Below are 22676 nucleotides of genomic sequence, written 5' to 3' on the forward strand. Positions count from 1 at the left end.
GCGCGACCGACCCGCTTGAAGGGCCATCGCCCTTGACAGGACGGGGGTAGGCACCTCATTTCGGCTCTGATCAAACGGCCCGGATTCATGCTTCAGACCACGACAAAGCCTTCTCTGACGATCCGCCTCTGCCAGCCGCGCGGTTTTTGCGCCGGCGTCGACCGTGCTATCCAGATCGTCGTGCTGGCGCTGAAGAAATATGGCGCGCCGGTCTATGTCCGCCATGAGATCGTGCACAACCGCTATGTCGTCGAGGGTCTGCAAAGCCTTGGCGCCGTCTTTATCGAGGAACTTTCGGAAATTCCGGCCGAACATCGGCAGTCGCCGGTCGTCTTTTCCGCGCATGGCGTGCCGAAGTCGGTACCGACGGATGCCCAAGCGCGCAATTTGTTCTATCTCGACGCCACCTGTCCGCTAGTCTCCAAGGTCCACAAGCAAGCGATGCGCCACCAGCGGCTCGGCCGCCACGTGCTCCTGATCGGCCATGCCGGACATCCCGAGGTGATCGGCACGATGGGACAATTGCCGGAGGGCGCGGTAACGCTGATCGAGACCGAAGCCGATGCCGCGAGGCTTGCGCCGGCGGACCCGAAGGCGCTCGGCTTCGTCACCCAGACCACGCTATCGGTAGAGGACACGGCCGGCATCATCCGCGCGCTGCAGGACCGCTTTCCCGACCTGAAGGCGCCGGCGGCGGAATCGATCTGCTATGCCACCACGAACCGTCAGGAAGCGGTCAAGGATACCGCCGCGGGCGCCGATCTCTACCTGATCGTCGGCGCGCCCAATTCCTCCAATTCGCGGCGTCTTGTCGAAGTGGCTGAGCGTGCGGGGGCTGCGATGTCGCTTCTCGTGCAGCGCGCCGCCGAGATTCCGTGGGATGACATCGGCGACATCTCGACGCTCGGTCTGTCGGCGGGGGCATCCGCCCCGGAGATCATCGTCGACGAGATCATCGATGCGTTCCGCCAGCGCTTCGATGTCACGATCGACCTGGCCATCACGGCCACTGAAACGGAGGATTTTCCCGTCATGCGGGTACTGCGCGATGTCGAACTGACGGCGGCCGACATGGCTTTCGTCAACGGGGCGCCGTAAGGCACATGGCGGTCTACACCGACGTTGCGGAAGGCGAACTCGGCGCATTCCTGAAGCACTACCCAGTCGGCGATCTCCTGTCCTACAAGGGCATCGCGGAGGGCACCGAGAACTCGAATTTTTTGCTGCACACCTCCAGCGGCTCCTACATCCTGACGCTCTATGAAAGACGGGTCGAAAAGGCGGATCTGCCGTTTTTCCTCGGGTTGATGGGCCATCTCGCCAAAAAGGGTGTGTCCTGCCCGCTGCCGGTAACCGCGCATGACGGCAGCGTCATCGGCACGCTGGCGGGCCGGCCGGCCGTCATCATCACTTTCCTCGAGGGTCTCTCGCTCCGGCGGCCGACATCGATCCATTGCGCCGAGGTCGGCAAGGCGCTGGCCTCCCTGCATCTGGCCGGTGCCGACTTTCCGATGACCCGCCCCAATGCGCTCGCCATCGACGGCTGGCGCAAGCTCTGGTCGGCAGCCCGCGACCGTGCCGACGAGGTCGAGCCGGGCCTTGCGGCCGAAGTCGACGCCGACTTCGCCGACTTCGAGCGGAATTGGCCGAAGGGTCTCCCGGAAGGCATCATCCATGCCGATCTTTTCCCGGACAATGTGTTCTTTCTCGGCGAGAAGCTCTCCGGCCTGATTGATTTTTATTTCGCTTGCAACGACCTCTACGCCTATGACGTCGCCACATGCCTGAACGCCTGGTGTTTCGAGAAGGATTTTTCCTTCAATCTCACCAAGGGCAAGGCGCTGCTTGCCGGCTACCAAGGTGTGCGGCCTCTGAGCAATCAGGAAAAGGCGGCACTTCCGATGCTGGCACGGGGCTCGGCGCTGCGTTTCATGCTGACCCGGCTGTATGACTGGCTGACCGTTCCTGATGGCGGGCTGGTAATGAAACGCGATCCGACCGAATACATCAGAAGAATGCGGTTTCATCGGACGATCAAATCTGCTTCGGAATATGGGCTGGCATGAGCAAACACGTTGAGATCTTCACCGATGGCGCCTGTTCGGGCAATCCTGGCCCGGGCGGCTGGGGCGCGATCCTGCGCTTCAACGGCGCCACCAAGGAACTATCGGGTGGCGAGGCCGAGACGACCAACAACCGTATGGAATTGCTTGCCGCCATCTCGGCGCTGAATGCGCTCAAGGAACCTTGCACGGTCGATCTTCACACCGACAGCAAATATGTCATGGACGGCATTTCAAAGTGGATCCATGGCTGGAAGAAGAACGGCTGGAAGACCGCCGACAAGAAGCCCGTCAAGAACGGCGAACTCTGGCAGGCGCTGGATGAAGCCAATCGGCGTCACAAGGTCACCTGGATCTGGGTCAAGGGCCATGCCGGCCATACCGAGAACGAACGCGCCGACGAACTTGCTCGTGAGGGCATGGCGCCGTTCAAGAAGGGCCCGGTCAGGCTTGTTTCTACCCCACCCAAGCCGGTCTCGCAGTCCAAACAGCCGGCGGTGGCAAAGGCGCGGCGTTCGACCCAAAGCTATTGAATTCCGGGGCGGCACCATCCCCAGGCTGGGATCTCTGTCATGCCGGGCCTGCGCTATGTGACGCATCCCCAGGTTCAGGTGGCCGGAATGGGACGACGCGCGCCGAATTGTCCACGGGTGGCGGCCGATCGGCAGGCCGGCACAGCCGCAGATCCTCAGCGGATCAGCAGCGCCGTACCGTAGAGTCCGAAAGCGAACACGGTGTGTGACACCAGATTCAGCGCCCGTACCTTCATCGGGTTGGGCCGCTTCGACGCTGCCCAGCCCGCGCCCATGCCGGGCGCCAGCAGGAACCAGCCGGCGCCGACCGTGACCATGCCGAGGATGAAAGCCGGCAGGAAAGTCGGCGCGACAAGCCAGCCCGCTCCGGCCACCACGACAAGGATGATGCCGTAGACGATGCCGACAAAATAGTGAAAGGCCCAGCCCAAAGCCGATTCGTGTACATAGGGCGTCGCATCGCCAATATCGTCGTGAAAGACTTTTTCCCGTAAATGCCAGACCCAGCGGCCAACGGGGGCCCAGTTCGGCCGTGCTTGACCGAACATCTTGTAGAGAAGAAAGGCCCAGATATCCATCAACAGCGTGGCGCCGATGCCGATCGCCACGCTACGCCAGGCGATGTCGAACGTCATGGTCAGAGCAGTTCGAGGATCTTGGCGGCGCCGGATTCATCGACGCCGGGCTTGGTCTCGACGTTGAGGGCGGTGACCTTGCCGTCATCGACGATCATTGAAAACCGCTTCGACCGAAGACCCATGCCTCCGCCGGAGAAGTCGGCGTCGAGGCCGATCGCCTTGGCGAAGTCGCCATTGCCGTCGGCGAGGAACAGGATCTTGCCCTCACCGACGGTGAAGCGCGCCCAGGCGCCCATGACATGGACGTCGTTGACCGAAACCACGGCGATCGTATCGACACCGCGCGCCAGGATGGCGTCGCGGTTCTCCAGGTAGCCGGGCAAATGATTGTTGCTGCAGGTCGGCGTGAAGGCGCCCGGCACGGCAAACAGCACGACCTTCTTTCCCGCAAAAATCTCGGCCGTCGTGATCGGCTTGGGACCGTCGGCAGTCATCGTCTTGAACGTCGTATCGGGCAGTCTGTCGCCAGCGGAAATAGTCATGAGTTCCTCGCTTGGGAGAATGGGGAAGGACGTAGCCTTGGGTAGCGAACTATGCGGTTTCCCGCAACCATCGCGGGAGGCTGGATCAAGGGAAAGGCAAGAGCCCTTCGACCGCGCCTGCCGAACTCGTCAGCGTATAGTGAAGTCCGCCATCCGTGGGTGTCGTCGATGGCCGGTCGAGGATCGGCACGGTGAAGACCAGCTTGCCGTCCTTCTGGCTACGGGCCGGCGAACCGAACATGTAGTCGCGGTCTCCTGCGACGAAGAAGTCCGCCGCTTCCGGATCGCCGGGAAAGCTCGCCTCCACAACCAGCGTTTCATGGTCGCCCGGCAGCACGTTGATGCCGAAGTCGGATCTTGCCGGCGCGGGCAAGGCGGCGAAGCTCGCCTTGACCAGCTCCGCGTCCTCGGCATTGTCCGGGTCGGAGCCGGGGTCGACGGTCAGCCGCGTCTGCACAGGGATGCATATCGTCTCGCAAATGCCAAGGAAAATGTCGGCGTCGATGACGGACGGATCCTTCGCGGCCGACAGCGTGAACGTCACCGGCAGCGAGACCGGATAGTCGTAGCCCGCCCATTTGCCGTAGCCGTCGTCATGACGCTTCGGCGCCGGGAAGGAGAGGCTGGCATCGGAAATGTTGGTGCTGGCCGAGATATCGAGTTGCGGCGGCACACCCGCGTCGCCCGGGTCGCGCCAATAAGTCTTCCAGCCAGGCTTGAGCGCTATGTCGAGAACGCCCCGGATGCGGCCGGCATCGTCGGGCTTGCCGCTCGTCACCAGCCGTACCTTGCCGCCTTCGCTGTTGTACCAGGCGGACGAAGAGGCCGCGGCTGGGAGTGTGATTGCCGATCCGATAACGGCGCCGAGCAACAGGATTTTCAAGCTTTGCATGGTGATGATTTGATCGTCCGTTCATGGCCGTGCAATGATTTCATGGTCTTGCCGGTATCATATTTGCGTGACCTTTGCCGCAGGTAATGATCGGCCGGCGGCACGGGCTTGGTCGAAAACCGGCGCGGTACATCTTTTCGGCGCCCGGGAAACGCGTTACCCTCTGATTATGGACTTGTTGCGCCACAAGAAGACAGCCGCCGGCAGCGGCTTTCTCGACGATCAGTTCCTCATTGCCATGCCCGGCATGAAGGACGACCGTTTCACGCGCTCGGTCATCTACATCTGCGCCCACAGCGATGAGGGCGCGATGGGCCTGATCATCAACCAGACGCAGCAGATGCTGTTTCCGGACCTTTTGGTGCAACTTGGCATCATGAACGAGCACGAGGCGATCCGGTTGCCCGCCCGTACCCGTGATTTCGTCGTTCGCAATGGTGGGCCCGTCGACCGCAGCCGCGGCTTCGTGCTGCATACGGGCGATTACCGGGTGGAGTCTTCGCTGACCGTTTCCGACGATGTCTGCCTGACCGCGACCGTCGACATATTGCGCGCCATATCGTCGGGCCGGGGACCCCGTCACGCGCTGATGGCGCTGGGCTATTCGGGTTGGGGCGCCGGCCAGCTGGAAACCGAGATAGCCGAAAACGGCTGGCTGACCTGTCCGGCCACTCCGGAGCTTCTGTTCGATACCGACATCGAGCGCAAATACGACCGGATTCTCGCCTCGATCGGCATCGACCTCGCGCATTTGAGTGTAGCGGCCGGCCACGCCTGAGCTCCGGCGGCGTGAAAGCCAACTACGCCTGCGTCAGCGGATACTGTTCCTTCAGCGTCTTCAGCACCTGATCCCCGGGCATCGGGGCGCCGAACATGAAGCTCTGCACATATTCGCAGCCCATCTGGCGCAGCTCCAGCGCGTCGCGCTCGTCCGAAATGCCTTCGGCGACCACCGACAGGCCGAGCTCATGCGCCATGCTGACCATGGATTTGAGCAGCACGGCGCGTTTGGGCGTGCTGTCGTCCACGAAACTCTTGTCGATCTTGATCGTGTCGAAGGGAAAGCGCGTCAGGTAGGCCAGCGAAGAATAGCCGGTACCGAAATCGTCCAGCGACAGGCCGATGCCGAGCTGCTTCAGCTTGGTCAGCACATGGGCAGTCTGCTCGGGATTGTCCATAACCAGCGATTCCGTGAGCTCGAGCCGGAAGCAGCGCGGCTTCAGATTGGCCCGCGCAATCACGGAGCGGACGTCGCTGACCAGGTCGCGGCGGATGAGCTGGCGGCTGGAAAGGTTGACCGAAACCGACAGCGGCGCGTCGCCGATCTGCTTTTGCCATGCCGCCAGATCCTCGGCGGCCTGCTGCATGGCGAACAGCCCAAGCTGTACGATCAGCCCGCAGCTTTCGGCGACCGGAATGAAATCCGCCGGCGGGATCATGCCGCGGCGCGGATGGTCCCAGCGCAGCAATGCCTCGAAGCCGGCGACGCTGCCGTCTTCCAGCCGAACGATCGGCTGGTAGGCAAGCGTGAATTCGCGCCGTTCGATGGCACGGCGCAGGTCGGATTCGAACTGCAGCCGATCGGTGCCGACGGTGCGGAAGGCCGGGCGGAACGGTTCGATCCTGTCGCCGCCGAAGCGCTTGGCCTGATGCATGGCAAGCTCGGCGTCCTTGACCATGTCCTCGGCCGAGGTCTGTGCGGAGGTCCAGGTGATCAGTCCAATCGAGGCGGTCAGCACGATCTCGCGCTTGGCAAAGGTGATCGGGGCGTTGATGGCATGCTTGATGGCGTCCGCCACCGCCGCGATGCGGGCCGGGTCCTGCTCGGAAAGCAGCATCAAGGCGAACTGGTCGCCGGCGAAGCGTGACAGCGAGTCCTTCGGCTTCAAGAGCCGGTGCAGGCGTCGCGCGATGGTGAGCAGGATGGTGTCGCCGGCCGAGATGCCGAGCCCGTCATTAACCTGCTTGAAGCGGTCGATGTCGATGACGAAGACGGTCGGGCGCACCTTCTCTTCGGTCCGTGCGATCGAGATGATCGCCTCGAGCCGGTTCATGAACAATTCGCGATTGGGCAGGCCGGTGAGGTTGTCGTGCACCGCGTCGTGCAGCAGCCTCTCCTCGGATTTTTTCTGCTCGGTGACGTCAACCATGGTGCCGACACAGCGGATGACCTCACCGTCCGATCCGATAACCGGGCGCGCGCGCAGCGCAAACCAGTGATAGTGGCCGTCGGCGCCGCGCAACCGGAAGTTCTGCGCCACCTTGCCGCGACGGTGCTCGAGCACCACGTCGAGCGTGGTGCGGAACGTGTCGCGGTCATCGACATGCAGCACCGGCAGCCAGTTGCGGGCTGCACCCCCCAGGCTGTTAGGGGCGAGGCCGAGCTGGATGCTGACGTCGGGCTTGGTGACGACGCGGTCGCGCAGCACGTCCCAGTCCCACACCGTGTCGCCCGAGCCGGCCACCGCCAGCGCCTGCCGCTCGAGGTCGGAGAACAGACCCTGGTGCAGCGCGCCGCCGGCAAAGGCATGCTGCATGACGGTGAAGCCGATCAGCAGGATGATGAGGATCAGACCGCCGCCAAGCGCCGGCTGGGCGATGTCGTTGTCGAGCATGCCGGTTATCGCCATCCACGATCCGCATAGCCACAACAGCACCATCACCCAACTGGGCACCAGCATGATGGCACGGTCATAGCCGCGTATGCCGAGGAAGATGATCAGGCCGAGCCCGGTCAGCGCGGTGGCGGCGAAGGACAGCCTGGCGATGCCCGCGGCGACCGCCGGGTCGACGATGGCGACGCCGGCGATCAAGAGCAGCCCGAGGATCCAGACCAGCGCCCCATAGCTGAAATGGCCGTGCCATCGGTTGAGGTTGAGATAGGCGAACAGGAACACCACGAAGGTCGCCGCCAGGGCCACCTCCGTTCCCGCCCGCCACATCTGCTCGTTGCCGGGCGATATCTCGATGATCTTGTTGAGGAAGCCGAAATCGACGCAGATATAGGCAAGCACGGCCCAGGCGAGTGCTGCGGTCGCAGGGAACATGGAGGTTCCCTTGACCACGAACAGGATGGTCAGGAACAGCGCGAGAAGCCCGGCGATGCCGATGACGATGCCGCGGAACAGCGTGTAGGAATTGACTGAGTCCTTGTAGGATTCCGGGTCCCAGAGATAGACCTGCGGCAGCTTGGGCGAGGCGAGTTCGGCGATGAAGGTGATCACCGTTCCCGGGTTCAGCGTCACCCGGAAGACGTCGGCGTCCGGGCTGCTCTGGCGGTCGAGCGCAAAGCCTTCGCTGGGCGTGATGGCGGCGATACGGGTCGAGCCGAGATCCGGCCAGAAGATGCCGGAATTGACCAGTCGGAAATGCGGCGCCACGATCAGCCGATCGAGCTGCTGGTCGGTGGTGTTGGCAAGCGCGAACACGGCCCAGTCGCCGGTGGAACGGGCGTCATTGGCCTCGACCTCGATGCGTCGTACGATGCCGTCGGGCCCGGGCGCGGTCGAAACCTGGAAGTTTTCGCCCTGGTTGCGGTAGATTTCCACGGCGCCGGACAGATCGAGCGCGACATCGTCGCGAGCGATCTTGATCGGTTCGACGGCAAAGGCCGAGGACGCCGCGCACAGCGTCAGGATCGTCGCGAGGACAAAGGCGAACAGCGGCCCGTTGCGCAGGAATTTCGTCAAAAATCAGTCCTTCGTTCCAGCGCCTGGCGGATCGTCCGCGATCCGGGCGTAGAGGTAGTGGTCCTGCCAGATGCCATTGATCCTGAGGTAGGATCGCAGAAGTCCTTCGCGCCGGAATCCGGCTTTTTCAAGCACACGGATCGACCTGATATTGTCGGGAATACAGGCCGCTTCGATCCGGTGCAACCTCAGCGTATCGAAGGCGAAGCGGGTCACGACCTTGACGGCGTCGGTCATCAGGCCACGGCCGCCGAAGCGCTCGCCGATCCAGTAGCCGACATGCCCGCTTTGCGAGACCCCGTGGCGTATGTTGCCGAGCGTAATTCCGCCAGCCAACCTGCCGCTCGATTTCTCGAATATGAAGAAGGCGATCGCGGTCCCCTGCGCATAGTCCTCGCGGTAACGGCTGATGCGCAGCCGCCATGCCGCCCGGTCAAGCTCGTCCGGCGCCCAGCGCGGCTCCCATGGTTCGAGGAATGCCCGGCTCTCGCCGCGCACAGTCGACCACTCCCGGTAGTCATTGGTGAACGGCACGCGCAGCGTCACGCGGTCGCCCTTCAGTGCCGGCAGGTCGCGGCGAAAGAAAGGGAGCGCGAACACGGCGCTTGTGCGGGCTTAGACGGCGAGCTTGCGGGCCGTGGTGGGCGTGCCCGGAAGCGAATCGAGGATCGCTTCGTATGGCGCCAGCGTACCCACGGGCCCTACAGCGGTAAGCGTCGGTTTGGTCGAGAACAGCCGTGACGACAGGTCGGTCAAACGATCGACCGTCAGCGCCGACAGCCGCTCCATCAGTTCCTCCTTGGCGATCGGCCGGCCGAACAAGAGCAGCTGTCTCGCGATCTGCGAGGCGCGGCTGGCCGGGCTTTCCGCCGACATGATCAGACCTGCGCGGTATTGTGCGCGCGCCCGGTCGAGCTCTTCCTGCAGGATGTTCTCGCTGGCCTTCTGCAATTCCTCGATGATGACGGGCACCAGTTCGGCTATGTCGCTCTGCCCGGTCGCGGCGTGGACGCCGAATATTCCGGTATCGGAAAAGCCCCAGTGGAAGGCATAAACCGAATAGCACAGGCCACGCTTTTCGCGGACTTCCTGGAACAGCCTGGACGACATGCCGCCGCCGAGGATCATCGACAGCACCTGCGAGGCGTAGAAATCGCGCACATGGTAGGCGCGGCCTTCGAAGCCCAGCACGATCTGCGCATCCATCAGGTCGCGGTCCTCGCGGAAATCGCCGCCGACATATTGCGCATATTGCGGGATGGTGTTGTCGGCCTTGGTGCGGAAGCCGCCGAGCTGCTTTTCCACTTCGCGCACGAAATTGTCGTGCTTGATGTCGCCGGCGGCCACGATCACCATGCGCTCGGCGCCGTATTGGCGCTCGATGAAATCGTGCAATTGCTTCGAGGTAAAGGATTTGACGGTTTCCGGTGTGCCCAGAATCGAGCGGCCGATGGTCTGGTGGCGAAAGGCGGTCTCGGTGAACCGGTCGAACACGATGTCATCGGGCGTGTCGTGCGCGGCGCCGATTTCCTGCAGGATCACGTGTTGCTCGCGTTCGAGCTCCTGCGGATCGAATTCCGATTCCTGCAGGATGTCGGCAAGAATGTCGACTGCCAGCGGCACGTCGTCGGAGAGCACCCTGGCATAGTAGGATGTGGTCTCGACGCTGGTGGCGGCGTTGATCTCGCCGCCCACGTCCTCGATCTCCGATGCGATCTCGAAGGCTGTTCGCCGCTTTGTGCCCTTGAACGCCATGTGCTCGAGCAGATGGGCCATGCCATGCTCTTCGTCACGCTCATTGCGGGCACCCGACTTGACCCAGGCACCCAGGGCAACCGATTCGATGCTTGGAAGGGTTTCGGTGGCGACTGTCAGGCCGTTCGACAGACGGCTTACCTCAACACCCATATGGTTCGTACTCCTTAACGCGCCGCTCGCGCACGGCGGCTGACGTAATCTTCCACCATTTTCAGGTCGGAGGGAAGTACCGTGTATTTTTCCTCCGATGTCATCAACCCACCTAGCCATGCGGGCAGCGCGGGTGACACGCCGCTGGCGGCCTCGACGGCGGCCGGGAATTTTGCTGGGTGCGCAGTGCCCAGCACCACCATCGGCACGGCATTCGAAGCCTTGCCGGCCGCGACATGCACGGCTGCCGCGGTATGCGGATCAAGCAGGTAGTTGCTGGCCGCGAGCGTCGAGCGGATCGTCGCGGCGACCTCGTCCATATCTGCGCGGCCGGCATCGAATTCGGCTCGCATCCCCGCGATTTCCGTGGCTTCTATGGTGAAGGCGCCGGATTGTTTGAGCCCGGCCATGTAGCGCCGCACGGTCGCCGGGTCGCGGCCCGACGCCTCGAACAGCAGGCGCTCGAAATTCGACGACACCTGGATGTCCATGGAAGGCGAGGTGGTCGCGAACACGCCCTTGGTGCGGTATTCGCCGGTCGCGAAAGTGCGTGCCAGTATGTCGTTGTCGTTGGTGGCGATGACCAGCCGATCGATTGGCAGGCCCATTTTTTTGGCGGCGTAACCGGCAAAGATATCGCCGAAATTCCCTGTGGGCACGGTGAAGGAGACGGGGCGATCGGGCGCGCCGAGCGACAGGGCCGAGGAGAAATAATAGACGATCTGGGCCATGATGCGGGCCCAGTTGATCGAATTCACCCCCGACAGCGAAACCCGGTCACGAAAGCCGTGATCGTTGAACATGTCCTTGAGCATGCCCTGGCAATCGTCGAAATTGCCTTCGATCGCCAGGGCATGCACGTTCTCAGCCTTCGATGTCGTCATCTGCCGTTGCTGCACCGGCGACACGCGGCCATGCGGGAAGAGAATGAAGATGTCGGTGCGGCTGCGCCCGGCGAAGGCGTCTATCGCTGCTCCGCCGGTGTCGCCCGATGTGGCGCCGACGATGGTGGCATTCTGGTTGCGTTCGGCGAGCACATGGTCCATCAGCCGGGCGAGCAACTGCATCGCCACGTCCTTGAAGGCGAGCGTAGGTCCATGGAAGAGTTCGAGGACAAAAGCGTTGGGGCCGGTCTGGACCAGCGGGCAGATAGCCTCGTGGCGGAAGGTGGCATAGGCCTCCCGCACCAGACGCTCGAACACGGGGGCCGGGATTTCGTCGCCAAGGAACGGCGACAGCACCCGGATGGCCAGTTCGGGATAGGCCAGGCCGCGCATGGCGCGGATCTCGGCCATCGAGAATTGCGGCCACTGGCGCGGCACATAGAGCCCGCCGTCGCGTGCCAGGCCTGTCAGGACGGCATCGCAAAACCCAAGCGCGGGCGCCTCGCCGCGGGTACTCACATATTGCATCGTCACAATTCCGTTACTGCCTTGGGTTTTCGACCCACGCAAGGTGGTTAATTTCTACGCTGGCTCAGTCGCATTTTTGCCGCGCGGTTGATATACGTCACCAGCTTTGCGAGAGGGAAGTGCAGTTTCATGGCGTTTCATACATTCAGCGGTCGCTTTGTCGCGGGTCTTGCGCTCACCGGCTTTATGCTTGCCGCCGCCGGCTGCCAATCAGGCGACAACGGTATGCTGAACCTGGGTTTTGGCAAGAAGGACCCGACCGCGCCACCGCCGCCGCAGGACCCCAAGATTCTGGCCAGCCAGTTGAATGCCTATTGCCCGAGGGTGATGCTTCGCGACGGCACGGCATTCTTCAACACCTACGCCAACGAAGCCCGGAAGCCCAGGCCCAAGCTCAAGAAGACCGGCGACGCCGCGCAGGATGCCGCGGCCCAGGCTGCGGCCGATGCTGCCGCTGCTACTCCGCCGGACGATTCGGCGAGGGTCATTTATCAGGCCTCGATCAGCGACGTGACCCGCGATTGCAGCCGCGCCGACGGACAGCTGACGATGAAGATCGCCGTCGCCGGCAAGATCGTGCCAGGGCCGAAATTCACGCCCGGCACCATCACCATGCCGATCCGCACCGCGGTGATGCATGGCACCGAGGTGCTTTATTCGCAGATCCACCAATATCAGGTCCAGGTTACCGACCCCTCGGTCGCCACGCAGTTCGTGTTCACCGATTCCAACATCGTCGTGCCGGCGCCGACGGCGCAGGATTATCAGGCCTATGCCGGCTATGATGAAAATGCGCCGAAGGCCGCGACCGACAAATCGAAGAAAAACAGGAAGAAAGCCGCCGCGACCAACTAAATCCGCAGGGGTGCTCGTCGGGGCCTAGCGGACGCTCACACGTCCGCCGACCATTCTGATAGGGCGGCCAGCGTGCCGCTCAGATCCGCCCAGCGGCGGATCACCGTCTCGGCGCCCGCCTCCGTCAGCGTATCGGCATGGCCGGGATAGCTATGGGCGGCGCCCGTGAACCCGATGACACGCATTCCTGCCGACCTTGCGCCGGTCACGCCGTGCACGGAATCCTCGATGACGAAAGTGTTTGCCGGATGGGCGCCGAGCTTTTCGGCGGCGAACAGGAACACGTCCGGAGCCGGTTTGGTTTTTCCGGTCGGCGTCTCCATCGCGGAGAAGATGCGCCCGGCAAAGAATGGCAGCAGATGCACCTTCTCCAGCATGAATTCTATCCGCTCCGAGCGTGAGTTGGAGCAGATGCAACGTTGCGCCGTCACCGAGGCGACCGCTTCGCGCACGCCCTCGATGGCACGAACGTCGCTGCGCAGTTTCCGGTCGACCAGCTCTTCGGCGCGATCGATCAGCGAAACCTGGAACGGGATGTTGGACTTCTCCTCAACCCGCATCAGAATGTCCTTGAACGTCAGCCCCGCATAAGTCTCGGCAATCTCCTCGGCCGAGATTTCGTATCCGGACAAGGTCAGGAGCTCGGCCTCGACGCGCGCGGCGATGATTTCGGAATCGACGAGCACGCCGTCGCAATCGAAGATGACAAGGTCTGGCTGGGGCATGGTGATCCGGGCAATGAGAACGGGCAGGCTTCAGGCGGCGCGGCATACACCAACGGGCACGTCGGCGCAAACCGGCGGCGTCCGATCGCTGCCCTTCACCGAATATTTACGCTGATCGGTAACCATAACCGGGAGTAAACAGTAACGCGTGCCTTGGGTGTAAAAATGTCAGCCGTGCGTCTTGTCGACGAGCTTTCCCATGCTCCCCAGCAATCCGAATGGCTGGACACGATCCTGAAGGGCGACTGCGTCGCGGCGCTCGACCGGCTGCCCGAAAAATGCATCGACGTCATCTTCGCCGATCCACCCTACAATCTGCAGCTCGACGGCGACCTGCACCGGCCCGACCAATCCAAGGTCGATGCGGTGGACGACGACTGGGACCGGTTCGAGAGCTTCGAGGCCTACGATGCCTTCACGCGCGCCTGGCTGCTGGCCGCGCGCCGGGTGTTGAAGCCCAACGGCACCATCTGGGTCATCGGCTCCTATCACAACATCTTCCGGGTCGGCGCCAAGATGCAGGATCTCGGCTTCTGGATCCTCAACGACGTCGTCTGGCGCAAGACCAATCCGATGCCGAATTTTCGCGGTCGCCGCTTCCAGAACGCGCATGAGACGATGATCTGGGCCTCCCGCGACCAGAAGGGCAAGGGCTATACCTTCAACTACGAAGCGTTGAAGGCGTCGAACGACGACATACAGATGCGTTCCGACTGGCTGTTCCCGATCTGCACCGGCGGCGAGCGGCTTAAGAATGACAATGGTGATAAACTGCACCCGACGCAGAAGCCGGAGGCGCTGCTCGCCCGCATCATGATGGCCTCGACCAAGCCGGGCGACGTCGTGCTCGATCCCTTCTTCGGCTCCGGCACGACAGGCGCGGTGGCCAAGCGCCTTGGCAGGCATTTTGTCGGCATAGAGCGCGAGCAGGCCTATATCGACGCCGCCAATGACCGCATCGACGCGGTGCGGCCGCTCGACGGTGCGGACCTGACCGTGCTCACTGGCAAGCGCGCCGAGCCTCGCGTCGCCTTCGTCAGCCTGATCGACACCGGGCTGGTGACGCCCGGTGCCACGCTCTACGACGCCAAGAAGCGCTGGGCGGCCAAGGTTCGCGCCGATGGCACGGTGGCGATCGGCGATAGTGCCGGATCGATCCACAAGATCGGCGCCGAAGTTCAGGGCCTGGATGCCTGCAACGGCTGGACCTTCTGGCACTATGAACGCAGCGGCGGCCTGACCCCGATCGACGAACTGCGTCGCATCGCGCGTCTCGGCATGGAAAGGGCAGGGGGCTAACCCTGTCGATTGCCGCGGCCTTGGCGTTGATTCAAAGTCTCAACGAAGTACTGGAAGCGATTCAAATCACGCCTTGATTCCGAGCCGCTCAAGGTCTGCTTGAAGTGTTTTGGCATCGGTGAATAGCACTGCCTGCCAGCCGGCCGCTTTGGCGCCGTCGACATTCTTCTGGCTGTCGTCGATGAACAGCGTCGCGGACGGTTCGAGCTCGAATGCGGCGACGTGATGGTCGTAGATGTCGCGATCCGGCTTGATCTTGCCTATCTCACCCGAAATGGTGACACCGCGCGGACGATTGAGAAAATCGAAGCGTTTGCGCGCTTCGGCCAGCGTATCGGCGGCGAAGTTGGTCAGCATGGTGACATCGTGGCCGCTGTCGATCAGGCCGACCATGATGGCGACGCTGTCGTCATAGGCATGCGGCACCATGTCGTGCCAGTGGCGGCGAAAATTGCGGATGTTCTCCGCGTGATCCGGGTGGTCCGCGATCAGCAGCGTTTCCGCCTCTTCCCATGTCCGGCCGCGGTCCTGCTCGATGTTCCAGTCATGCGTGCAGACATTGTCGAAGAACCACTTTCTCTCCTCGGCATCGGGAATAAGCCGGCTGAACGGGATGTTCGGGTCGTAGTGGATCAGCACTTTGCCGATGTCGAACACGATGTGGCGGATTTCAGTCATGGGGCCTCTCTGCACTGTTCGGTGACGGCTTTTTCGTCGCGCCGGGTATCGCAGCCTCGATTGCCTTTTTCATGACAGTGGGCAGCGCTTCACCCGAAATGTCCGATGGCAGCGACCAGAAATGCCCGGCGGGCGTCTCGCCGGTGCTTCGGGCGAGGAAGATTTCGAGCTCGAGCGCAAAATGGGTGAAGACATGCGCGATCCGGCCGGCTTGTCGCCAGTCGCCGGGAAAGGGTGCGGCCGCCGCTGTGGTCGCGCCGTCCAGCCGTGCCGTCCAGCCCGTCGTTGGCACCTCCGTCATGCCGCCGAGCAGTCCTTTGTCGGCGCGTTTGCGCAGAAGAATGGCGCCGTCGCTTCGCACTGCGACGAAGGCAGCCCCGCGCCGCAGCGGTTTGTCGGCCTTGGGCAGGCGCACGGGATATTGTTCAGGATCGCCTGAAACGACCGCGCTGCAGCCCTCGCGCAGCGGGCAAAGCATGCAGCGCGGTCGGCGCGGGGTACAGATCGTGGCGCCGAGGTCCATCATCGCCTGGGCGAAATCGCCGGGCCTCGTCGTGGGAACCATGCGCTCGACACGGGCGCGGATGCCGGCCTTGGCTTCGCTGAGCGGCGTGGCAATGGAGAACAGGCGGGTCACGACACGTTCGACATTGCCATCGACGACGGCAGCCGGCCGGTCGAAAGCGATCGCCGCGATCGCCGCCGAAGTATAGGCGCCGATGCCGGGCAATTCCTTCAAGCCGGCTTCCGTATCCGGAAACCGGCCGCCGCGCCCGGCCACCAGATCGGCGCAGGCCTTGAGGTTGCGGGCACGGGAATAGTAGCCCAGCCCTGCCCAGGCTTTCATCACGTCCTCGACGGGCGCCGCCGCCAGCGCCGCGATATCTGGCCATTTCTCGACAAAGGCGCGAAAATAGGCCTTCACGGCTTCAACCGTGGTCTGCTGCAGCATGACCTCCGACAGCCAGATCCGGTAAGGATCGGGTCGCACGCCACGGGCATGGTCGCGCGGGGTCACGCGCCACGGCAACTCGCGATGATGCACGTCGTACCATGCGAGCAGGCGGGATGCGGTATCGCCAGCTTTGCTGCTGTCCCCGGACGCAGCTCTGCTGCTGTCAATAGACGCAGCTTTGCTGCTGTCACTAGACGCAGCTTCGCTGCTGCTGTCCTCTGATATGGCCTTGCGGGTCTGCTCGTGCGGTGCCATTGATCTCGTGTCGGCCTCGGCCGGGAAGAGTGGAGGTGGGTGGCTGGAGAACGCACATGGCAGGGAAAAGGCCCTTCGGCAATCCCGTTCCGGTGAGCGATCTCGCCACCGCGATCCTCGATCCGGTGCTGCGCAAGCGGGCGGGCATTTCGGTCAGCCTGGTCCAGTCGTGGGAAGAGATTGCCGGTTCGCGCCTGGCCGGCCATTCGCGCCCTGAAAAGATCCAGTGGCCCCGGCGGCTGCACGAAGACGACCCGTTCGAGCCGGCCGTGCTGGTGATCGCCTGCGAGGGCATGGCGGCGCTCCATCTGCAGCATGAGGCCGGCGAGATCATCAATCGCGTCAATGCATTTCTCGGCTTCACGGCCATCGGCCGCATCAGGATAGTGCAGAAGCCGGTTCTAAGTGAAAAGGCGCGCCCGAAACCACCCGTCAGGCCTCTCAATGAGGCGGAAAAATCAAGACTGTCGCACATCGTCGGCAAGATAGAAGACGATGGCCTGCGTGCCTCTCTGGAGCGGCTCGGCGCCACTATTCTGGGACAAAGAAAGTCATAGCACCGTCGCCAATCTCGCGATTTCGTGATTATAAGCTTCAAGTTTCACGATTGGATTGGGGACGGCGATGCCTTAATTCGCGCCAACTCTCGCCTTTTCGTGCCTTTGCGTTGCAAAATCCAACCCCTGTCAGGTGATTCGTATGAACCGTCCTCCGTTCGGCAAAAGCTTGTCCCGCAGAAACCTGCTGTCTTCGCTGGCCGCCATTCCGGTGGTGGCCGTGCTTGCGGCATGCAGCGACTCTGGTGAGGAAGCCAAGGCGGCCGATGTGAAGCCTGCCGCTCCCGCCGCGCCCGCGACATCGGCCACGCCGGCCGTCGTCAAGGCGCCGGAGGCTCAAGGCACCGTCGACATGGCCGAACTGCTTAAGCCCGGCGCATTGCCCGACAAGCAACTCGGCAAGGACGACGCCAAGGTCACGATCGTCGAATACGCCTCGATGACCTGCCCGCATTGCGCGCATTTTGCCGAAACCACCTTTCCGGAATTGAAGAAGAAATACATCGATACCGGCAAGGCGCGCTATATTCTGCGCGAATTCCCGTTCGATCCGAGCGCCGAGGCCGGTTTCATGCTGGCGCGCTGCGCCAAGGACAACTACTTCCCGATGGTGGATGTCCTGTTCAAGCAGCAGGCGAACTGGGTGGGCGTGTCCAACACCAAGGATGCGCTGCTGCAAATCTCCAAGCTCGCCGGTTTTACACAGGAGTCCTTCGAAGCCTGCTTGACGGACCAGAAACTTCTGGACGATGTGAGGGCGGTCCAGAAACGCGGCGCCGACGAATTCAAGGTCGACTCGACGCCGACCTTCTTCATCAACGGAAAGACCTACAAAGGGGCGATGTCGATTGAGGAAATGTCGGCCATCATCGACCCTCAGCTCTGACGTCCTGGCGATGCCGAAGCGGCAGCGCTTCGGCATGCGTGGCCTTTGGCCGTGCTGCGCGCCGCCGCAAACCCGCGGCGCGTTTTCGCAAAAGTCGCTTTCAGGGCGGCGTGAATGAAGTTTTCGCGCCTTCGCCTCCTCGGTTTCAAGTCCTTCGTCGAACCAGGCGAGTTCGTGATCGAACGCGGCCTGACGGGCATTGTCGGGCCGAACGGCTGCGGCAAGTCGAACCTGGTCGAGGCGCTGCGCTGGGTGATGGGCGAAAGCTCCTACAAGAACATGCGCGCGTCCGGCATGGACGACGTGATCTTTTCCGGCTCGGGCACGCGCCCGGCCCGCAACACCGCCGAAGTCACGTTGTTCCTCGACAACAGCGATCGCTCGGCGCCGGCAGCCTTCAACGACGCCGACGAATTGCAGGTGTCGCGCCGCATCGAGCGTGAGGCGGGCTCGCTCTACCGCATCAACGGCAAGGAAGCGCGCGCCAAGGACGTGCAGCTTCTGTTCGCCGATCAGTCTACCGGCGCGCGTTCGCCCTCGATGGTTGGCCAGGGCCGCATCGGCGAGCTGATCCAGGCCAAGCCCCAGGCGCGCCGCGCCCTGCTGGAAGAAGCGGCCGGCATTTCCGGCCTGCATACGCGTCGCCACGAGGCCGAACTCAGGCTCAAGGCCGCCGAGCAGAACCTCGAGCGTCTGGACGACGTCGTTGGCGAGCTGGAAAGCCAGATCGAAAGCCTGAAGCGCCAGGCACGCCAGGCCTCCCGCTTCAAGAACCTGTCGGCCGACATCCGCAAGGCCGAGGCGACGCTGCTCCATCTGCGCTGGACGCTGGCCAAGGCCCAGGAAGGCGAGGCACGTTCGGCGCTGGCTGTCGCCACCGCCCTGGTTGGCGACCGCGCCGCCGCCCAGATGGCGGCCGCCAGGGAGCAAGGTATCGGCGCGCATCGGCTGCCCGATTTGCGTGACGCCGAAGCTGCGGCGGCCGCGGCCTTCCAGCGCCTGTCGATCGCCAGATCGCAGATCGAGGAAGAAGCCGGCCGCATCCGCGCCCGTCAGGCGGAACTCGAGCGCCGGCTCCAGCAGCTCGACGGTGACATCGCCCGCGAGGAGCGCATGGTGCGCGACAATGCGGATATCCTCGAACGCCTGCGCGCCGAGGAAGCAGCGCTCAACTCCGAAAATGCCGGCGCGGCCGAGCGTGAAGCAACCACCCGCGCCGCCTTCGAACAGGCAGCCGCGACGCTCTCGCAGAGCGAAGCCAGGCTTGCAGCACTTACCGCCGAGCGGGCCGAGGCCGCCGCTTCGCGCAATCAGGTCGAGCGGACGCTGCGCGAGACCGCCGAGCGTCGGGACCGTTTCGCCCGCCAACTCGCCGATGTCGACCGCGAATTGTCGGAAATACTCTCCAAAGTCGCGGGCCTGCCCGACCCGGCCGAGAAGCGACTTCTGGTCGAGGACGCGCTGGCGCGGCTCGAAGAGAGCGAGGCCGGCGCGATTGCCGCCGAACAGGCGGTCGCCGAGGCGCGCGCCGCCGAAAATGCCGCCCGCCCGCCATTACAGGACGCCAGGGCCGAACTGGCGCGCATCGAAACCGAAGCCCGCACGCTGGCCAAGATCCTGAACGCAGCCAGCGGCGATCTCTTCCCGTCCGTGCTGGAACAGATCAGCGTCGAGCGCGGCTATGAGACGGCCTTGGGCGCCGCCCTCGGCGAGGACCTTGACGTGCCGCTCGACCGCAGCGCCCCGGTGCATTGGGGCGAGAGCGCGATCCAGGCCGATGACGCCGCGCTTCCCGAAGGCATCAAGAGCCTGGCCAGCGTGGTACGTGCCCCGGCGCAGCTTGCCCGCCGGCTGGCGCAGATCGGCATTGTCGAAGCCGCCGACGGCCGCCGCCTGCAAGGGCTGCTCGCGCCCGGCCAGAGGCTGGTCAGCCCTGAGGGCGCGCTGTGGCGGTGGGACGGGCTGACCGCCAGCGCCGACGCGCCGACCGCGGCCGCGCAACGCCTGGCGCAAAAGAACCGGCTGGCCGAGCTCGATGCCGAAGCGGTGCAGGCGACGCTTATGCTGCGCGAGGCCGAGGCGGTGCTCGCACAGGCCGAACAGTCGCTTCGCGAGGCCAGCGAGGCCGAGCGCGCCGCGCGTCAGGCCGGACGCGACGCCCAGCACGGGCTGGACGCCGCCCGCAACGCGCTGGCCGAAGCCGAAAAGGCCGGCGGCGAGTTGGCGAGCCGGCGCGCCGCCCTGGACGAGGCCCGCGCCCGTATTGTCGACAGTCATGAAGAAACTTCGGCCGCCTTTGCCGAGGCGGAAATGCTGCTGCAGGACGCGCCCGATCTCGGCGACCTGCAGATACAGCTCGAGCAATCCTCGGCCAATGTCGCCCGCGACCGCGCCACGCTCGCCGATGCGCGTGCCGTCCATGAAGGGTTGCGGCGGGAGGCCGAGGCGCGGTCGCGCCGGCTCGATGCGATCGGCGCCGAGCGCAGCAACTGGCTGGAGCGCGCCGAGAACGCTTCGACGCAGATCGCCTCGCTGGGCGAACGCAAGGCAGAGGCCGAGGCCGAACGCGAGAGATTGGCCGACGCACCCGACGAGATCGATGCCAAGCGGCGCGCCTTGCTGTCGCAGCTCACCGAAGCCGAGACCTTGCGCAAGGCGGCAGCTGACCGTCTGCAGGAAGCGGAGAACAGGCAGGCCGAACTGGACAAGGCGGCCACCGGCGCCATCCAGTCGCTGGCCGAGGCGCGCGAGACCCGTGTCCGCGCCGAAGAGCGCTTGACCGCGGCCGACGAGCGCCGGCTGGAGGTCGAGGCGCGCATCCAGGAGACGCTGAACACGCCGCCACATCTGGTAATCCGCCATACCGGGCTGGAAGCGGACGATCCGATGCCCGAAATGGCCGAGATCGAGCGCCAGCTCGACAGGCTGAAGATCGAGCGCGAGCGGCTCGGCGCCGTTAACCTGCGCGCCGAGGAAGAGCAGAAGGAGCTTTCGGACCGGCTGGAGACCATCGTCTCGGAGCGCGAGGACATCATCGAGGCGATCCGCAAGCTCCGGCAAGCGATCCAGAGCCTCAACCGCGAGGGCCGCGAGCGGCTTCTCGCGGCCTTCGACGTGGTCAACGGCCATTTCCAGCGGCTGTTTTCGCATCTCTTCGGCGGCGGCACGGCGGAATTGCAGCTGATCGAATCCGAGGATCCGCTTGAGGCGGGGCTTGAAATCCTTGCCCGTCCGCCCGGCAAGAAGCCGCAGACCATGACGCTGCTGTCCGGCGGCGAACAGGCGCTTACGGCGATGTCGCTGATCTTCGCCGTGTTCCTCACCAACCCGGCGCCGATCTGCGTGCTCGACGAGGTCGATGCGCCGCTCGACGACCATAATGTCGAACGCTTCTGCAATCTGATGGACGAGATGGCCAAGACCACCGAGACGCGCTTCGTCATCATCACCCACAATCCCATCACCATGGCGCGCATGGACAGGCTGTTCGGGGTGACCATGGCCGAGCAGGGCGTCAGTCAGCTCGTTTCGGTCGATCTGCAGGCAGCCGAAGCCATGCGCGAGGCAAGCTGACTTCACCTTCAACGTGCCGTGCTGAAGCCTGATTTTGAGCGTTGTCTTTCGCGGTAAGGCAAGTCGGGTTCGGCTTCTTCTCACCTTGCGCGTTGCACGATCCAGGTCGCCCAGATCGCGGCCAGCAGACCGCATGCAATGCCAATGCAATCGGCAACCCAGTCGAGCACGTCGAAATCGCGGCCTATCGCCGTGGTGCCCTGGAGGACTTCGATGGCAGCACCGACAAAAGCCAGAAAGACGATCAGCGCTGGCTTCTGCCGCGGCCAGCCGAGGCTGCCCAGGAAAGCCAGCACGGCGAATGCGCTGGCGTGATTGAGCTTGTCATAGTGGAAGCCGATATCGATCCCGAATTGCTTGAGGCGATGTGCCGGCAGCAGCGCGAGAACGAGGACGGCCAGGAGCGTGACGACAAAGGCAATCCGCTCGGCGACGGAATAGATTCTCATTCTGCTCCAACAACATGTCTCCGGTATAAACCGTAACCTATGTGTCCGGAACGGACCTTGCGCGCTTGGCTGGGGCGCCAGGATCTCGAACCTGGGAATGTCGGTACCAAAAACCGATGCCTTACCACTTGGCGACGCCCCAGCAGCTGACATGCGTCGACTGCGCGCGGCCTTATAGGCTGTGCCGGTGGAAAGCTCAATGCCTGGAGATTGCGACTTTCCTGCTGATCCACGACTCCGTTGGCGACGGTCGTCTCATGCGCCGGTCGTGCCGCCTATTCTCCCCACACCGCCATCTCGTTTCCAGCCGGGTCGGCAAAGTGGAACCGCCTGCCGCCCGGAAACGAAAAGATCGGTTTGAGGATCGTGCCGCCGGCATTCTCGACTGCTATCAGCGTCTCTTCCAAATCCTGGGAATAGAGCACCGGCAACGGCTTGGCGGTGGCGTCGCCGCTGTCGGCCTGGAAACCGCCGTCCAGTCCCTCGCTAAAGGCCGAATAGGTCGGGCCATAGTCGGTGAACGACCAGGCAAAGGCGGCGCTGTAGAAGGCTTTCACACTGTCCAGCGTCGCGCCGGTTGCCGGCAGTTCCAGGTAGTCGAGTTTTCCGGTGAGCTTCATGGGGCACCTCTTCGTTCCCTGTATGTTCTAGTCTCGGGTCGTTGCGGTGGCAAGTCCTTTTGCCGCAGCTTTGCTTAATCGATTGTAGCAGCCAAACGACTTGCCGACGCCTTGCCTTTCGCATTGCAGCATCATATCCGTCCAAAGTCGGGTTATGACGGGACTTTCCGTTTCGTCAATCTTTCCAATCTCCTGCAACCGGAGAGC

The 22676-nt window shown here is 63.6% G+C and carries 21 protein-coding genes and 1 tRNA gene; 9 read left to right on the top strand and 13 right to left on the bottom strand.

What is annotated here, in order from left to right:
* Positions 1-87: 87 nt before the first annotated feature.
* The 3 genes from ispH to rnhA are packed head-to-tail and all read left to right on the top strand — an operon-like array spanning position 88 to position 2596.
* Positions 88-1098 (top strand): 4-hydroxy-3-methylbut-2-enyl diphosphate reductase, encoded by a 1011-nt coding sequence (gene ispH, locus ACIU1A_RS06030; RefSeq protein ID WP_404926854.1) that lies wholly within the window; start codon positions 88-90, stop codon positions 1096-1098.
* A 5-nt stretch (positions 1099-1103) separates the two neighbouring features.
* Positions 1104-2066 (top strand): homoserine kinase, encoded by a 963-nt coding sequence (locus ACIU1A_RS06035; protein WP_140494958.1) that lies wholly within the window; start codon positions 1104-1106, stop codon positions 2064-2066.
* Complete coding sequence (gene rnhA, locus ACIU1A_RS06040; RefSeq protein WP_140494956.1) at positions 2063-2596, top strand: ribonuclease HI; 534 nt, start codon at positions 2063-2065, stop codon at positions 2594-2596. The genes ACIU1A_RS06035 and rnhA overlap by 4 nt, the downstream gene beginning before the upstream one ends.
* A gap of 155 nt (positions 2597-2751) precedes the next feature.
* Here rnhA and ACIU1A_RS06045 read toward each other — a convergent pair whose 3' ends face one another.
* From ACIU1A_RS06045 to ACIU1A_RS06055, 3 genes are all read right to left on the bottom strand, one after another.
* Positions 2752-3231: a DUF2938 domain-containing protein gene (locus tag ACIU1A_RS06045; protein WP_140671822.1), complete on the bottom strand. Its 480-nt coding sequence runs from the start codon at positions 3229-3231 to the stop codon at positions 2752-2754.
* 2 nt (positions 3232-3233) lie between these two features.
* The gene (locus ACIU1A_RS06050) at positions 3234-3716 is read right to left on the bottom strand and encodes a peroxiredoxin (protein ID WP_404926855.1); all 483 of its coding nucleotides are present in this window, start codon (positions 3714-3716) and stop codon (positions 3234-3236) included.
* An 85-nt stretch (positions 3717-3801) separates the two neighbouring features.
* Positions 3802-4608 (bottom strand): protein-disulfide reductase DsbD domain-containing protein, encoded by an 807-nt coding sequence (locus ACIU1A_RS06055; RefSeq protein ID WP_140514836.1) that lies wholly within the window; start codon positions 4606-4608, stop codon positions 3802-3804.
* A 169-nt stretch (positions 4609-4777) separates the two neighbouring features.
* Between ACIU1A_RS06055 and ACIU1A_RS06060 the strand changes: the two genes are divergently transcribed.
* On the top strand, positions 4778-5386 hold the full coding sequence (locus ACIU1A_RS06060; protein ID WP_140494949.1) for a YqgE/AlgH family protein: 609 nt from the start codon (positions 4778-4780) through the stop codon (positions 5384-5386).
* Between the two features lie 22 nt (positions 5387-5408).
* Here ACIU1A_RS06060 and ACIU1A_RS06065 read toward each other — a convergent pair whose 3' ends face one another.
* From ACIU1A_RS06065 to thrC, 4 genes are read right to left on the bottom strand one after another with little or no spacing between them, the layout of a single operon-like run.
* Positions 5409-8297 (bottom strand): EAL domain-containing protein, encoded by a 2889-nt coding sequence (locus ACIU1A_RS06065; RefSeq protein WP_140514838.1) that lies wholly within the window; start codon positions 8295-8297, stop codon positions 5409-5411.
* A gap of 3 nt (positions 8298-8300) precedes the next feature.
* Complete coding sequence (locus ACIU1A_RS06070) at positions 8301-8897, bottom strand: GNAT family N-acetyltransferase (RefSeq protein ID WP_140494945.1); 597 nt, start codon at positions 8895-8897, stop codon at positions 8301-8303.
* Between the two features lie 15 nt (positions 8898-8912).
* Positions 8913-10205: a M16 family metallopeptidase gene (locus tag ACIU1A_RS06075; RefSeq protein ID WP_404926856.1), complete on the bottom strand. Its 1293-nt coding sequence runs from the start codon at positions 10203-10205 to the stop codon at positions 8913-8915.
* A gap of 14 nt (positions 10206-10219) precedes the next feature.
* The gene (thrC, locus tag ACIU1A_RS06080; protein WP_404926857.1) at positions 10220-11617 is read right to left on the bottom strand and encodes a threonine synthase; all 1398 of its coding nucleotides are present in this window, start codon (positions 11615-11617) and stop codon (positions 10220-10222) included.
* Positions 11618-11746: 129 nt separating this feature from the next.
* Between thrC and ACIU1A_RS06085 the strand changes: the two genes are divergently transcribed.
* Positions 11747-12472 carry a hypothetical protein gene (locus ACIU1A_RS06085; RefSeq protein ID WP_404926858.1) on the top strand — a complete coding sequence of 242 codons (726 nt, stop codon included), beginning with the start codon at positions 11747-11749 and terminating at the stop codon, positions 12470-12472.
* Between the two features lie 35 nt (positions 12473-12507).
* Here the strand turns inward: ACIU1A_RS06085 and ACIU1A_RS06090 are convergent, their stop codons facing one another.
* Positions 12508-13197 (bottom strand): HAD family hydrolase, encoded by a 690-nt coding sequence (locus ACIU1A_RS06090; protein ID WP_404926859.1) that lies wholly within the window; start codon positions 13195-13197, stop codon positions 12508-12510.
* A gap of 165 nt (positions 13198-13362) precedes the next feature.
* Here ACIU1A_RS06090 and ACIU1A_RS06095 point away from each other — a divergent pair, with 165 nt between their 5' ends.
* Positions 13363-14496, top strand: coding sequence for a site-specific DNA-methyltransferase (locus tag ACIU1A_RS06095; RefSeq protein WP_404926860.1), 1134 nt, complete (start codon positions 13363-13365; stop codon positions 14494-14496).
* A 66-nt stretch (positions 14497-14562) separates the two neighbouring features.
* Here ACIU1A_RS06095 and ACIU1A_RS06100 read toward each other — a convergent pair whose 3' ends face one another.
* Both ACIU1A_RS06100 and mutY read right to left on the bottom strand, forming a co-directional pair.
* Positions 14563-15174 carry an HAD family phosphatase gene (locus ACIU1A_RS06100; protein ID WP_140494934.1) on the bottom strand — a complete coding sequence of 204 codons (612 nt, stop codon included), beginning with the start codon at positions 15172-15174 and terminating at the stop codon, positions 14563-14565.
* Positions 15167-16384 carry an A/G-specific adenine glycosylase gene (mutY, locus tag ACIU1A_RS06105; protein ID WP_404926861.1) on the bottom strand — a complete coding sequence of 406 codons (1218 nt, stop codon included), beginning with the start codon at positions 16382-16384 and terminating at the stop codon, positions 15167-15169. Before mutY ends, ACIU1A_RS06100 begins: the two co-directional genes overlap by 8 nt.
* A 56-nt stretch (positions 16385-16440) precedes the next feature.
* On the opposite strand from mutY, the gene ACIU1A_RS06110 reads away from it, so the two are divergent.
* The 3 genes from ACIU1A_RS06110 (at position 16441) to smc (ending at position 21400) form a co-directional block, all read left to right on the top strand.
* Positions 16441-16941 (top strand): DUF721 domain-containing protein, encoded by a 501-nt coding sequence (locus ACIU1A_RS06110; protein WP_140555929.1) that lies wholly within the window; start codon positions 16441-16443, stop codon positions 16939-16941.
* A 142-nt stretch (positions 16942-17083) separates the two neighbouring features.
* Entirely contained in the window at positions 17084-17827 is a 744-nt protein-coding gene (locus tag ACIU1A_RS06115; RefSeq protein WP_404926862.1) for a DsbA family protein, read from the top strand.
* Between the two features lie 114 nt (positions 17828-17941).
* On the top strand, positions 17942-21400 hold the full coding sequence (gene smc / locus ACIU1A_RS06120) for a chromosome segregation protein SMC (RefSeq protein ID WP_404926863.1): 3459 nt from the start codon (positions 17942-17944) through the stop codon (positions 21398-21400).
* An 80-nt stretch (positions 21401-21480) separates the two neighbouring features.
* Here smc and ACIU1A_RS06125 read toward each other — a convergent pair whose 3' ends face one another.
* The 3 genes from ACIU1A_RS06125 to ACIU1A_RS06135 all read right to left on the bottom strand — a co-directional run bounded on the left by ACIU1A_RS06125 (position 21481) and on the right by ACIU1A_RS06135 (position 22469).
* Positions 21481-21849 (bottom strand): VanZ family protein, encoded by a 369-nt coding sequence (locus tag ACIU1A_RS06125; protein WP_404926864.1) that lies wholly within the window; start codon positions 21847-21849, stop codon positions 21481-21483.
* A 66-nt stretch (positions 21850-21915) separates the two neighbouring features.
* Positions 21916-21991 (bottom strand) — tRNA-Gln (locus tag ACIU1A_RS06130).
* Between the two features lie 133 nt (positions 21992-22124).
* Positions 22125-22469: a VOC family protein gene (locus ACIU1A_RS06135; protein WP_404926865.1), complete on the bottom strand. Its 345-nt coding sequence runs from the start codon at positions 22467-22469 to the stop codon at positions 22125-22127.
* Positions 22470-22676: the final 207 nt, after the last annotated feature.

The organism is Mesorhizobium maamorense (genome assembly GCF_044998965.1).
Taxonomy (GTDB): domain Bacteria; phylum Pseudomonadota; class Alphaproteobacteria; order Rhizobiales; family Rhizobiaceae; genus Mesorhizobium.

Coding starts and splice junctions, on each gene's coding strand:
- ispH (WP_404926854.1), top strand. CDS start 88: ATGCTTCAGACCACGACAAAGCCTTCTCTGACGATCCGCCTCTGCCAG.
- ACIU1A_RS06035 (WP_140494958.1), top strand. CDS start 1,104: ATGGCGGTCTACACCGACGTTGCGGAAGGCGAACTCGGCGCATTCCTG.
- rnhA (WP_140494956.1), top strand. CDS start 2,063: ATGAGCAAACACGTTGAGATCTTCACCGATGGCGCCTGTTCGGGCAAT.
- ACIU1A_RS06045 (WP_140671822.1), bottom strand. CDS start 3,231: ATGACGTTCGACATCGCCTGGCGTAGCGTGGCGATCGGCATCGGCGCC.
- ACIU1A_RS06050 (WP_404926855.1), bottom strand. CDS start 3,716: ATGACTATTTCCGCTGGCGACAGACTGCCCGATACGACGTTCAAGACG.
- ACIU1A_RS06055 (WP_140514836.1), bottom strand. CDS start 4,608: ATGCAAAGCTTGAAAATCCTGTTGCTCGGCGCCGTTATCGGATCGGCA.
- ACIU1A_RS06060 (WP_140494949.1), top strand. CDS start 4,778: ATGGACTTGTTGCGCCACAAGAAGACAGCCGCCGGCAGCGGCTTTCTC.
- ACIU1A_RS06075 (WP_404926856.1), bottom strand. CDS start 10,205: ATGGGTGTTGAGGTAAGCCGTCTGTCGAACGGCCTGACAGTCGCCACC.
- thrC (WP_404926857.1), bottom strand. CDS start 11,617: ATGCAATATGTGAGTACCCGCGGCGAGGCGCCCGCGCTTGGGTTTTGC.
- ACIU1A_RS06085 (WP_404926858.1), top strand. CDS start 11,747: ATGGCGTTTCATACATTCAGCGGTCGCTTTGTCGCGGGTCTTGCGCTC.
- ACIU1A_RS06090 (WP_404926859.1), bottom strand. CDS start 13,197: ATGCCCCAGCCAGACCTTGTCATCTTCGATTGCGACGGCGTGCTCGTC.
- ACIU1A_RS06095 (WP_404926860.1), top strand. CDS start 13,363: ATGTCAGCCGTGCGTCTTGTCGACGAGCTTTCCCATGCTCCCCAGCAA.
- ACIU1A_RS06100 (WP_140494934.1), bottom strand. CDS start 15,174: ATGACTGAAATCCGCCACATCGTGTTCGACATCGGCAAAGTGCTGATC.
- mutY (WP_404926861.1), bottom strand. CDS start 16,384: ATGGCACCGCACGAGCAGACCCGCAAGGCCATATCAGAGGACAGCAGC.
- ACIU1A_RS06110 (WP_140555929.1), top strand. CDS start 16,441: ATGGCAGGGAAAAGGCCCTTCGGCAATCCCGTTCCGGTGAGCGATCTC.
- ACIU1A_RS06115 (WP_404926862.1), top strand. CDS start 17,084: ATGAACCGTCCTCCGTTCGGCAAAAGCTTGTCCCGCAGAAACCTGCTG.
- smc (WP_404926863.1), top strand. CDS start 17,942: ATGAAGTTTTCGCGCCTTCGCCTCCTCGGTTTCAAGTCCTTCGTCGAA.
- ACIU1A_RS06125 (WP_404926864.1), bottom strand. CDS start 21,849: ATGAGAATCTATTCCGTCGCCGAGCGGATTGCCTTTGTCGTCACGCTC.
- ACIU1A_RS06135 (WP_404926865.1), bottom strand. CDS start 22,469: ATGAAGCTCACCGGAAAACTCGACTACCTGGAACTGCCGGCAACCGGC.